This window comes from Neobacillus sp. FSL H8-0543 (assembly GCF_038592905.1).
GTDB lineage: Bacteria > Bacillota > Bacilli > Bacillales > Cytobacillaceae > Neobacillus.
Genome location: NZ_CP151943.1, coordinates 1,473,522 through 1,486,505 on the forward strand (window position 1 = coordinate 1,473,522; position 12,984 = coordinate 1,486,505).

Sequence of the window (12,984 nt, forward strand, 5' to 3'; positions counted from 1 at the left end):
TAAACTTCGATCCTATGCATGGCTTCCTTCTACATTTGGTCTTTTATCTTCCTTAATGAACATAACTGCCACAGTACCAACCACTAATAGTATTGCGGCAAAGTAGAATCCTGTGTTCAAGCTACCTGTAACATCAGTAAGATATCCTGTTATGAACGGTGCTAAAATCGATCCGCACATTCCAATAAAGTTATATACACCAAATGATGTACTGTAGGCATGCTTTGGAGCGTTATCGGCAATAACCGCAACTAATACAGGGTTTGTACTAATTTTCCCAAAGATTCCATAACCAATCAATGCGGCATATAAAACGCCCATATTATCGAAGATTACAATGGAAACAAGTGCGATGATAGACAACGGCATCATAACTAAAAGAACGGGCTTGCGTTTCCCCATTTTGTCTGCAATCCAGCTAAATAAAATCGATCCTGGAACTGCGGCCCATGGTACGAGTGATGAAACAAATGCTACACTTCCGCCAGTGATTCCACGTTCATGCTCTAGGTAGAACGGAATCCAAGTTATAACTACAAAGAATGCATAAATTGCGCAGAAAATCGTAATATAGGCAGCAATTAAATTTCGATTCTTAAATAATTCTCCAAGTTTTAACTTCTGGCCATTATTTTCTGATGCTTTTTCTGCCTTGGTTTTAGGCTTATCTTTCACTACCCACCACATAGCTAAACCTATTAGAACGACAGGAATGGCAATAATGAAAAATGGTGTTCTCCAGCTCATTCCAAATTCATGAACGGTATAACTTGAAATAAAGTATCCTAACGATGTACCGAAAGCCATCCCGCTATTGATGATCGCACTTCCCAGTGTAATACGGTGTTTTGGGATTGCCTCAGAGGATAGTCCATATGATGGCCCGTAGAAGAAACCTTGGAATATCCCAACCATTAACCAGCTTGACATAAAGAAAAAGAATGTCGGCATCATTCCTGTTATTGCGGCAAAGACTCCAAACAGGATAACCCCTGGAACTAAGACACGTTTTTTACCAATTTTGTCTCCCATAATTCCTGAAGGTATATTTAGAGCAGCATATCCTAAGAAAAAGAGACTCATAATCATTCCTAACTTCGCATTACTCAACCCAAATTCTTGTTGGATATCGCCCATTATTGGATTTAAGATTGTTCGAGTCGCATATAAAGCAACCCATCCTAAAAAGAATACGGTTACGATCTTGATCCAATAAGGAATTCTTTCTTTTGAAGCTGGCTCTGGCTCGATTACCAATTGTTTTGCCGTTGATTGTTTTGCCATCTAAATTTCCTCCTAAGTAATATTTGACTGTTGATAGCAAATAAACTGTACATTTAATTCATAAGTCAGATAAAGTTATTCTATAAAGTCATTATCACTATAAAAGAAAAGGCATTACAGTCGAATAAAATTGGAAGAGTTCACATTGCAAAAACATTAAATTGTCTTACTGTTGTTTCTTCACGGGTATTGTTAACTAGAATCGCTGACCCCCGCTACGTTCGTTTTGTCGTTCATTCCTTCAAATTTAGATAAAAATATAATACCTACTCAAATAAAAAAAGGAGTGCGAGTTTTGAATAATCTTTACTCAAAACTCGCCCTTCTTATTTGGTCATTTATATAGGATTTCCTTTTTCAATCCCAACTATAACTGAAAACTATTCATTAATAAGAGTCTCAAACGCAACAATAATCATGTCATTAAACGTTGTTTGACGTTCTTCCGCTGTTGTTTCTTCACCTGTAATAACATGGTCACTCACTGTCATAATACTTAAAACGTCGATGTTGTATTTAGCTCCAAGTGTATAAAGAGCTGCTGTCTCCATATCAACACCTAACACACCGTAATCAGCCAGCTTATGGATCATGGTATCGTCGTCTTCATAGAATGAATCGCCAGTGTACACATTACCTACATGGACTTTCAAATCGTCATTCTGTTTAGATAAACGATATGCTCTCTCAAGAAGAGTAAAGCTTGCGTTCGGTGCATAATTAATTTGCGGAAAAATGATATTTTGCATTTTCGAATCATTTGTAGCTGCCATTGCCATGATAATGTCACGAATTTTCACTTCGCGTTTCATAGCTCCGATTGTACCAACGCGAATAATATTTTTCACACCGTAATCTTTAATGAGTTCAGTGGCATAAATACTCATGGAAGGAGCACCCATTCCAGATGATTGAATAGAAATCTTCTGCCCTTTATATGTCCCAGTATAACCATACATTCCGCGAACTGTATTATGACACTCAACATCCTCTAAAAAAGTATCTGCAATATATTTAGCACGAAGTGGATCTCCTGGCATTAATACTCTTTTAGAAAGCTGGCCATCCTTTGCATTTAAATGAATACTCATACTACTTCTTACCTCCAAAAAATTGATATGTTAAGCTACTTTTCCTTCTTTATCTGCTGGTAGGTTTTTCAATTGTACGGATGAATAAATCCAGGCTAAAACTAAACTAACTACAAATGTTAGTATTACTCCCAGGCTGTTACCTTCGAAAATTCCCTTCGCAAACGGGGCAGGGAAGACTGGATTTGAAGTAAAAAGAAGTCCAATAATAACACCTATAAACCATATAATTACATTTCCTTTATTCACAGAAATATTTTTATCACCTGAAATGATATCAGGGTCATACCCTTGCTTTTTGCGCAGGATAACATAATCTGCTATGAATACAGCTGTCCAAGCTGCCAAACCAATACCGACAACCCCTAAAAACATCATAAATGAACCTAAGAAGTCACCATTTATGAATAACACATAAGTCGGAAGCAATATCATGATTGCGCCATGGAAAATAATCGATGTTCGATCTGAAATTTTTATATTTGTAGCTTCTAAAGCAGTACGTCCAGACCGAAGTGAAATAACTGCCGGCGGAATGATTCCACCCAGTGCTGTAATAAAGTATGGAATAACCATCCATTTAGGCATCTGTGCTGCTAATGCCGCGATTGGGTCCGCTGAACTAACTAGTTCAGGATTCGTTGCATTCATTAAAATGCCCAAGAACATGATGACAAATAATGGTGCTCCTGCTGCAAACGTTGTTGTCCAGAAAATCGCTTTATTCGAAGATTGAGGACTTTGGTAAGAAGAGTAATCACTCGCAACCATTGCCCAGCTAAGTGCAGAACCAGCAATAATGATGGATATAGCAGGCAATACGCCTCCAATCCAGTCTCCATTTGGCATATTCACAAGTGCCGACCAGTCTGTTTGTGGAACTAAAATAACCAATACAACTACTGTTAGTGCGCCAAAAATATAGGTAAATATTGTTTGAGCTTTTACAAGTGTTTCTTGATTTACAAGAGATAATGCCATAATCGCAACCGCAAGACCGATAAGGCCGATTACTTGTGTTGTGGTTGTTACTTCAAGTCCAAGTGCAGTAACAATTGCATTAAGGGAAAAAATACCAGTAGGAACATTACCAACACTCAGCCAACCAATCAAACAAATCCATGCCAGTACAGCTGGAATCAAGTTTCCTTTTGATCCAAAAGGTGCTCGGGATAACACAAATGTCGGTGCTTTTCCTAGCTTACCTGGTAAACTAAGATAGCCGATAAGTGCAAATGATGCCGCTCCAAGGAATGCAGCTATAACGGATTGAATAAAGTTGAGACCATAGCTAACAATAATCCCACCGTAAACCAACCCCATAATACCTATATTTAATGCAAACCATATCCAAAACAATTGCTTAGGTTGTCCAACTCTTTCATTCTCTGGAATTAAATCAGGGTACTTTTGACTCATACTCTTCGACCTCTTTCTCTTTTGTTATTAGCTATTTATTTACATTTAATTTTATTTTCGCAAACTGCTGAGGTACATAAAATTTATTAAACATGATTGGGTAATCTGCATTACTGTAAAGGCTTTCCATTAATAAAAAACAATTATTTCGGCCTAATAAGCTATCTTTTCGATTAGCTATATTAGCAGTCTGTGTAAACTTTATTTCAATTTCTCCATGAATCGCATTCACATACGCCTGGTTCTCCATAAAATCCAGTAGTAGTTCCTTATTATCTAAGTCCAACGATAAATCTTCTACCGTTTCCATGGATATAAAAGTAAAAGCATAGCCTACTAAATCGTTCCCTTTATAATAAAAGCGGTCTATTGCTACTACTCTAGATGAATCTCTTTTTAATACTTGTTTAGTATATTCTGTGTCCGGGTCCAGATAGTATTGTATATCGATTCGATCGAATGTATTTATATGGCACTTATGCATCGGGTTACTTAATTTTTCTAATTTAATATCGGGTTGTTGTTTGTAAAATGAGTCAACGACAAAGTTTCCCTTCCCGTGTATATTTCTTATCAATCCGTCATCCTGCAAAAGTGCTAAAGCTTGTCTTAACGTTGCACGACTAACCCCTAGTTTCTTTGCTAAATCTGGTTCTGAAGGAAGCCTGCTATCTGTGGGGTATTCTCCTTTAGAAATTTGAAGAAGAAGCTCGTCATATACATTTACATAGAGTGGCCTTTTTAATTTATTTGATATATTCTTTTTCATTCAGTCTCCCTTTTTTAGAAATTTTTAGAAAGAACTACCGTTTTCGGGCATTGACAACGCCAACATTTAGTAAATTCGAAACAATTAGATTGTATGTCACAATTCTTAAGAAATTTGTAATCTTTCTTATCAATCATTTTGTACTAAGATTAGACATGTCTATTTTTTATACAAGTTAAAAATATCATATAATTTTTCCCCGTGCAAGCACTTTCAAAAATTATAATTGTATAGATTTAGAATAATCAGTTCTATTGTCAATTTTAACTATAGGTTTCCACTGCCATCTAATTGCGTTTTGTCGTTCATTCCTTCAAATTTAGATAAAAATATAATACCTACTCAAATAAAAAAAGGAGGGCGAGTTTTGAATAATCTTTACTCAAAACTCGCCCTTCTTATTTGTTCATACTTATAGGATTTCTCTTTTCATCCTCGTCTTAGGTATAATCCAGAATTATTAAAATAAAAGGTAGCATTCGAAGATTCTTTTTTTCAGTTATAAGTAGCCTATTTTACCAATATCGTAGATATATCTTCAAAATCGCTGATTTTCTCTAAAATCGCAGATATAGAAAGACAAAAAAAAAGACTAGCATTTCTGCTAATCTTGTTATCCACCTATGTATGGTGATTAAATCCACATACCCATAAGGATATGACAACGATAATTTAACCTTGTAAACCAAAATATCATATGAAGGAAAATTCTAAAACCAAAAAAATAAAAGAAAATAAAAACCACCAAATATGTATTTGGTGGAGACGGAGGGAATCGAACCCTCGTCCAAAGATATCGGCACTTAAGCTTCTACGAGTGTAGTCGACATATTGGCGCTTCGCTAATCCTTCTGCCTATCGACAGGCGTCCGGTCAGCTAGTCTGGTTGTTCTCTTCCTTCATCCTCAGACGGTGGAATCCGGCGTAGCCTACTTAGAGTGAGTCCGCTACCCTACCACATAGGCGATGGAGGGGCGAACAGCTATGCAGTATTAAGCTGCGAAAGCTAGGTTGTTGTTAGTTTTGCCAGTTATAGGCGTTGACGTTTTAACGAGGCCGATCCCCTCGACTCGCAACCCAAGCTCGAACTACCCCTGTCGAATCCGTAGCGTCCCCATTATAAAATGAGAAAAATCTAGTTAAAGATTTTCTTCAGACGTTAGGATGCTCAACAATAGTTTGAGCAAAAGTAACTTATCGCTTTTTGGCGACAAACTTATTATAACACACTGAACGAATTTTTCAATTGTAAATTTTTGTAAGTAAATGTAAATTACATTTTTTGCTTATCACGGAAAGCACGCTCGATATCACGCTTTGCTTCTTTTTGCTTCAAATCTTCGCGCTTATCATAATTCTTCTTACCTTTTGCTAATCCAACTAATACCTTACAAAAGCCATTCTTCAAATAGAGCTTAAGGGGAATTAACGCATACCCTGCTTGCTTCGTTTCTCCATACAGTTTATCAATTTCACGTTTATGGAGCAGCAGCTTGCGCATTCTTAATGGGTCATGATTGTAGCGGTTCCCTTGCTCATAAGGACTCACATGCATACTATTCAAATGTGCTTCGCCATTATGAATTCGAACATAGGAATCCTTTAAATTAACCTTACCAGCCCGAATCGACTTTATCTCCGTCCCTTGCAGAACAATCCCTGCTTCATAGGTTTCTTCGATAAAATAATCATGGTAAGCCTTTTTGTTTTGCGCAACTACTTTCCCTATACCTTTTGGCATCTGTATCACCTCGTCTATGTCTTTTATTGTAGCAGAATGAAGGTAGACGTACAATGAAAAGAGGCCTAACCATAGGCCCCCATAAGCTTATCTTTTCTTTTTCCGTTTCGTACTTTTCTGAATCGGGACATTCTCATAAAACTTTCTTTTCTTTTTCTTGGCGGCTCCCTGGGTGGTGGATTCGGACTTTTTATTTGTTCCGCCTTGCGCTTGATTACGGCGCGGCTTTTTCGAATCACTGCCAGTTCTAAATATCTTCTTCGTTGTTTCTGTTCGTTCCCGAGGAGTCCCTTTCATTCCAACTATTTCAAAATCAATTGAACGTTCATCCTTGTTTACTTTTACCACACGGACAGTGATTTCATCACCAATCCGGAACACATTCCCTGTCCGTTCGCCAATCATTGCGAAATGGCGCTCATCAAAACGATAATAATCATCTGTCATATAACTAACATGAACAAGACCTTCGATCGTATTCGGCAGTTCAACAAACATACCAAAATTAGTCACTGAGCTGATGATTCCATCATACTCTTCGCCAATTTTATCTTCCATGTATTCAGCTTTCTTCAAATCATCTGTTTCCCGCTCAGCATCAACAGAACGACGCTCCATTTTAGATGAATGCTGTGCAATTTCAGGCAAACGAGCATCCCATTTGGCCCTTGTTGTTTCATCCAGCTTGCCCTCAATTAAATACGTCCGAATCAAGCGATGGACAATCGTGTCAGGGTAACGCCGAATCGGTGAGGTGAAATGGGTATAGAATTCAGTGGAAAGACCGAAATGTCCAAGGCTCTCAGGATCATATTTTGCCTGCTGCATCGAACGCAGCATCACAGTTGATACGACCATTTCTTCCGGCTTACCGCGAACTTCCTCAATAATTTCCTGTAGCGCTTTTGGGTGGACCTCATTAGCTGTACCTCTTACAAGATAACCAAAGTTAGTGATAAACTCGAAAAACTTCCTTAGCTTATCTTCCTTTGGATCCTCGTGAATACGGTAAATAAACGGCACTTGTAACCAGTGAAAATGCTCTGCGACCGTTTCATTCGCTGCAAGCATGAACTCTTCAATTAACTTTTCAGCAACAGACCGTTCCCGGAGAACAACATCTGTCGGCTTACTTTCCTCGTCAACAAGTATTTTTGATTCTTTAAAATCAAAGTCTATCGCCCCGCGCTGCATTCTTTTGTTACGTAAAACAGCAGCAAGCTCTTCCATTAATTCAAACATCGGAACCAGCGGCTCATATCTGGCTCTCGTTTCTTCTTCTTTTTCAACGAGAATTAAATTTACATCATGATAAGTCATGCGCTCCGTCGTTTTAATCACACTTTGAAAAATCTCATGGTTAACGACTTGACCAGCTGGTGTAATCTCCATATCACAGGAGAGCACTAACCGATCAACTTTCGGATTTAAGGAACAAATCCCGTTTGACAAGCGATGCGGAATCATTGGGATTACTCGGTCAACTAAATAAACACTTGTCGCCCTTTCTTCTGCTTCAAGATCAATCGGTGTGCCTTCTTTTACATAATAGCTTACATCTGCAATATGTACGCCTAGCTTATAGTTTCCATTCTCGAGCTTTGTTACAGTTACGGCATCATCAAGATCCTTGGCATCTGCACCATCGATGGTTACAATGACTTCATCCCTAAGGTCACGGCGGTTCACCAGCTCACTCTCATCAATCGTATCTGGTGTTTCATTGGCTTGCTTAAGCACTTCATCAGGAAACGCCATCGGCAGCCCATGCTTATGAATAATTGAGAGAATATCGACTCCTGGATCGTTTTTATGACCTAAAACATTTATTACTTCACCCTCCGCACTTTTTCTTCCCTCTGGATAGGTGATAAGCTTAACAACAACTTTATGGCCTTCTATAGCACCTTTAGAAGCTGCTTTAGGAATAAAAATGTCACTGGCAAACTTTTTATCATCGGGAATGACAAAGCCAAAGCTTTTGCTTTCCACATACGTCCCGACAATTTGCTGAATTCCCCGCTCAAGGACGCGGATAATGCTTCCTTCCTGACGCTGGCCTGAGCTCTCAGAGGATATCCGTGCTAATACGGTATCTCCATGCATGGCAGTGTTGGTTTCATTGGGCGGAATGAAAATATCATCCATCCCTGGCTCATCTGGTGCAACAAAGGCAAATCCCTTTGCATGCCCGATCAACTTTCCACGAATTAAATTCATTTTTTGCGGCAAGCCATAGCGGTTGCTGCGGGTACGCACCACTAATCCTTTTTCCTCCATTTGGACAAGTGCTTTAACAAACACCTTAAAGTCACTGGAATCTGTAATCCCAAAAGCTGCTTCCAGCTCTTGTACTGTCAAAGGCTTATATGCCTCATCCTTCATATATTGCAAAAGCTTGTCTATATGCTCTTGAATATTATTTTCCAAAATTATCCCTCCTCAAGGGTTACTCACGCCAATCTAGTTTTTCTAAAAAGGCATATATATCTTCATGAAGCTGATCACGCTCATTATCAAACGTGATAACATGTCCTGACTCCTCATACCACTTTATCTTCTTTATTTCAGACTCTACTTCATTGTAAATGATGTTCGCACTATCTGTATTTATCATTTTGTCATGACGGCCTTGAACGACGAACGTTGGCGCATAGATCATGTCGACATGCTCCCGAACATCTGAAATTAATTCTTGAAGCGCTTTTAATGTATTCATCGGTGTCTTTTCAAACTCATTCATTTCTATTACAATTTGTTCAGCAGCTTTTCCTTCTAGTTGTTTATAATCACGGGCATATTCAAGAATTCCTTGATACATTACCTCTTCACTTTTTATAAACATGGGCGCACACATCGGTACAATGCCTTTTATAGGTACAGTGTAACCCAATTTTAAGGAAAATACGCCTCCCAGCGAAAGTCCTGCCACAGCAATTTCTTCATGACCTTTATTTTTTAAAAAATTGTAGCCATTGATCACATCCTGCCACCAATCCTCTGGACCGGTATGCAGTAGTTCTTCTGGTGGTACGCCATGGCCTTTGTATTGGGGAGCATGACAAGTATATCCTTTTTTCTCAAGAAATCGGCCGAGCATCCGAACATCAGCCGGATTACCCGTGAAACCATGTAATAATAAAACCGCTCTTTCTCCCTCACCAAATGTAAAGGGCTTTGGTGTAGCAATTTTCATATAAAAAACTCCTTAAAAACTCGTATATCTTAGTTTAAGCAAAAAAAAGCTCCACAATCCAGAAATATGGCTTGGACAGAAGGGTTGATAACCTGAAATAGTGGCTTACTACTTGAATTTGATTGCTTACTACACAATTTGTGCTGCTTACTACATAATTGGGATGGCTTACTACACAATTTGTGCTGCTTACTACATAATTGGGATGGCTTACTACACAATTTGTGTTGCTTACTACACAAGGGATGGCTTACTACACAATTTGTGCTGCTTACTACATAATTGGGATGGCTTACTACACAATATTGATCACTTACTACAAAACCAGAGCCGGTTACGACAAATTTTGGATAAATGTTACAAATATGATAAAGGCACAAAAAAACCTGACATTAAGCCAGGTTTTGGGCATTCTTAATTATATTTGCAAATAAGCTACAGCGACTGCGAGAAGAATGAATAAGACCGCTAATACGATAGTAATACGATGTAAAATCAAATCAAGACCACGAGCTTTTTGTTTACCGAAAAGTGATTCAGCACCGCCTGAAATCGCTCCAGATAGTCCAGCACTTTTACCTGATTGGAGTAATACTACCACAATAAGTCCAATACTTACAATTACTAATAATGTTACAAATAATGCATGCATGTAGGCACCTCCTGTTATGACGTACATTTTCACAGTATTACTAATTTACCATAATATTTGTATTTTAACAATACTAGGTTTGTGTCGGCTTTTAGAAGTGTAGGCCTTATCATCTTAAGATGGATGATGCCATTCTCACATATGTATGTCGTTTTCCTCTTACAACAATACTATATGTGGTTATGTTTTCTGGTATGGTCATTCCAGCCGCACCCGCATCACCAATATGGAATAGGTCTGCACCCGCCATTTTGCTGTTTAACGCAATCTGTTTAATGGTTCCTTCATCTGCGCCCTCTTGGCTTGTTCCAGTGGTGAGGATGGCTAGCGCCCCTTTTTCATGGACAATATCTACCAATTTTGCTGTTCTTTCAACGGTAAAGCCTGGAACTGTACCAGGTGAGGGAATAAGAATGATATCTGCCCCCGCCTCGATAAAGGATTGCAAAGTTTCAGTGGACATCAGGCTGCTCCCGGCTTCCCCGGCAACACCCGCACTATGCATTTTTCCCGCAATGATTAATCCATCCTTACCGAATACGCTCCTCGCAACCTGAATGGCTTTTGTGATTTCCGCATTTGATACACCTGTTTTCGGATTGCCGGTTAAACAAACAAAGTCGAAGCCTAATGCCTTGGCTTTTTGCAAGGATCTTTTCGTAGCCATTCTTCCTTCAGGAAGTTCAAATAAGGTTTCAGCCTCCTTTGCCGTTAAATCAACGGGTTCCAGGTTGAGTCCTATTGGGCGCCCAACAAGCTGTTTTAATCTTTTTACAATTGACTCTGGGTCTTCAACAGTTAACCCCTCCGTGCTTGGTTGAAATACATCAAAGTAATTAAGTAATATTAAATCTGCGCCAAAGGCGGCTGCCATTTCTGCGTTAGTAACTGCTGGATAATAAGGCGTCACCGCCCCAATTACCTCAGCAACAATTGTCCTTCCTTCTGACGCAAGGATTGATTGTTTTAATTCCTGACCTGTCATCTTTAGAAAATCAGACGCCGTACAATCCAATAACCGTTTCATTTTTAATTCCTCCTAGTTTGGCCCTTTTAATAATAGTTTACTACTTGGGAGTTTTAAGCGCATGCCTGACCTTACATAAATAGTTGAATTTCTTGAAAATTAGGTACTTCTGGGCTTAATTTTTTCAACGAAGTTTCACTTATCTGCCGATTTGATCGCTCTATCTGCCTTTTTCGATAGTCTATCTGCCTAGATCATCATTCTATCTGACGATTTGATCTCTGACCCCATTTTTAAACTTAAGTTACCCCACATTCGGACTCTAATTCCCTTTATATAGAATTTTAGTCTAATAAATAGTTAATTACCTTGAACATTTGATACTCCAGAGCTTCCGGAGTTTCTCTTATCTGCGGAATTGATCGCTCTATCTGCCTTTTTCGATAGTCTATCTGCCTAAAACATCATTCTATCTGCCGATTTGATCTCTGCCCCATTTTGAAACTTAAGTTACCTCACCACAAAAGCACCCATCACAAAATGGGTGCCTGCGTTAAAAATCATTATTTTCTTAAGTTATAGAAAGATTTCAAACCATTGTATTGAGCTGTTTCACCTAATTGATCTTCGATACGAAGCAATTGGTTGTATTTCGCTACACGGTCTGTCCTTGATGGTGCACCCGTTTTAATTTGACCAGCGTTTGTTGCAACAGCAATGTCAGCAATGGTGGTATCTTCAGTTTCACCAGAACGGTGGGAGATAACTGCTGTATAGCCTGCACGCTTCGCCATTTCTATCGCATCAAATGTTTCTGTAAGCGTACCGATTTGGTTAACTTTAATTAGGATTGAATTTGAAATTCCTTTTTCAATACCTTCAGCAAGCTTTTTCGTATTTGTAACGAATAAGTCATCACCAACTAATTGAACTCTATCACCAATACGCTCAGTTAGAAGCTTGTGACCTTCCCAGTCGTTTTCATCTAATCCGTCTTCGATAGAGATGATTGGATATTTAGAAGAAAGCTCCTCGTACCAATCAACCATTTCTGCAGATGTCTTCACAACGCCTTCTCCTGCTAAATGGTATTTTCCATCTTCTTTATTGTAAAACTCAGAAGATGCTGCATCCATTGCAAGCATAACTTCTTCGCCTGGCTTATAGCCTGCTTTTTCAATCGCAGAAACAATCGTTTGTAACGCTTCTTCGTTTGAACCTAAGTTTGGAGCAAATCCGCCTTCATCACCAACTGCAGTGTTTAGGCCTTTTTCTTTAAGAACTGATTTTAAGCTATGGAAAATTTCTGCACCCATGCGAAGGGCTTCTTTAAAGTTTGGAGCACCTACAGGCATAACCATGAATTCTTGAATATCAACGTTATTATCCGCATGCTCTCCGCCGTTTACAATGTTCATCATTGGAACTGGCAATTGCTTTGCATTGAAACCGCCAAGGTATTGATATAAAGGAACATCTAAGTAGTCTGCTGCGGCACGTGCACAAGCCATTGAGACACCAAGAATTGCGTTTGCACCTAATTTACTCTTATTTTCTGTTCCATCAAGCTCGATTAAAGCGTTATCGACAGCTACTTGATCAAGAACACTAAATTCTTCGCCCACAAGGAATGGAGCAATAATTTCATTCACATTATCAACCGCTTTTAGAACACCTTTTCCAAGGTAGCGTTCTTTGTCACCATCGCGAAGTTCAACTGCTTCGTATTCACCAGTGGAAGCACCACTTGGAACTAATGCGCGGCCAAAAGCACCTGATTCTGTAAATACTTCAACCTCAATTGTAGGGTTCCCGCGGGAATCTAAAACTTCACGTGCATATACATCAACAATAAATGGCATATT

10 protein-coding genes and 1 other RNA gene are annotated in these 12,984 nt (G+C 38.9%); all 11 read right to left on the reverse strand.

What is annotated here, in order from left to right; translation table 11 throughout:
* Positions 1 to 12: 12 nt before the first annotated feature.
* The 11 genes from NSS81_RS07780 to eno all read right to left on the reverse strand — a co-directional run bounded on the left by NSS81_RS07780 (position 13) and on the right by eno (position 12,981).
* Positions 13 to 1,284, reverse strand: coding sequence for an MFS transporter (locus tag NSS81_RS07780; RefSeq protein ID WP_342432936.1), 1,272 nt, complete (start codon positions 1,282 to 1,284; stop codon positions 13 to 15).
* A 380-nt stretch (positions 1,285 to 1,664) separates the two neighbouring features.
* Positions 1,665 to 2,375, reverse strand: a complete 711-nt coding sequence (gene deoD / locus NSS81_RS07785; protein WP_342432937.1) for a purine-nucleoside phosphorylase — start codon at positions 2,373 to 2,375, stop codon at positions 1,665 to 1,667.
* Positions 2,376 to 2,405: 30 nt separating this feature from the next.
* A complete protein-coding gene (locus tag NSS81_RS07790; RefSeq protein ID WP_342432938.1) occupies positions 2,406 to 3,794 on the reverse strand; it encodes a cytosine permease in 1,389 nt (462 codons plus the stop codon).
* Between the two features lie 31 nt (positions 3,795 to 3,825).
* Positions 3,826 to 4,563: a GntR family transcriptional regulator gene (locus NSS81_RS07795; RefSeq protein ID WP_342432939.1), complete on the reverse strand. Its 738-nt coding sequence runs from the start codon at positions 4,561 to 4,563 to the stop codon at positions 3,826 to 3,828.
* 757 nt (positions 4,564 to 5,320) lie between these two features.
* Positions 5,321 to 5,679: a transfer-messenger RNA gene (gene ssrA / locus NSS81_RS07800) on the reverse strand.
* Positions 5,680 to 5,836: 157 nt separating this feature from the next.
* Positions 5,837 to 6,304 (reverse strand): SsrA-binding protein SmpB, encoded by a 468-nt coding sequence (smpB, locus tag NSS81_RS07805; RefSeq protein WP_342432940.1) that lies wholly within the window; start codon positions 6,302 to 6,304, stop codon positions 5,837 to 5,839.
* Between the two features lie 87 nt (positions 6,305 to 6,391).
* Positions 6,392 to 8,734, reverse strand: coding sequence for a ribonuclease R (rnr, locus tag NSS81_RS07810; RefSeq protein ID WP_342432941.1), 2,343 nt, complete (start codon positions 8,732 to 8,734; stop codon positions 6,392 to 6,394).
* 19 nt (positions 8,735 to 8,753) lie between these two features.
* Positions 8,754 to 9,500, reverse strand: a complete 747-nt coding sequence (locus tag NSS81_RS07815) for a carboxylesterase (RefSeq protein WP_342432942.1) — start codon at positions 9,498 to 9,500, stop codon at positions 8,754 to 8,756.
* 418 nt (positions 9,501 to 9,918) lie between these two features.
* Positions 9,919 to 10,152 (reverse strand): preprotein translocase subunit SecG, encoded by a 234-nt coding sequence (gene secG, locus NSS81_RS07820; protein WP_342432943.1) that lies wholly within the window; start codon positions 10,150 to 10,152, stop codon positions 9,919 to 9,921.
* A gap of 109 nt (positions 10,153 to 10,261) precedes the next feature.
* Positions 10,262 to 11,179, reverse strand: a complete 918-nt coding sequence (locus NSS81_RS07825) for a haloacid dehalogenase-like hydrolase (RefSeq protein ID WP_342432944.1) — start codon at positions 11,177 to 11,179, stop codon at positions 10,262 to 10,264.
* Between the two features lie 503 nt (positions 11,180 to 11,682).
* The gene (gene eno / locus NSS81_RS07830) at positions 11,683 to 12,981 is read right to left on the reverse strand and encodes a phosphopyruvate hydratase (protein ID WP_342432945.1); all 1,299 of its coding nucleotides are present in this window, start codon (positions 12,979 to 12,981) and stop codon (positions 11,683 to 11,685) included.
* Positions 12,982 to 12,984: the final 3 nt, after the last annotated feature.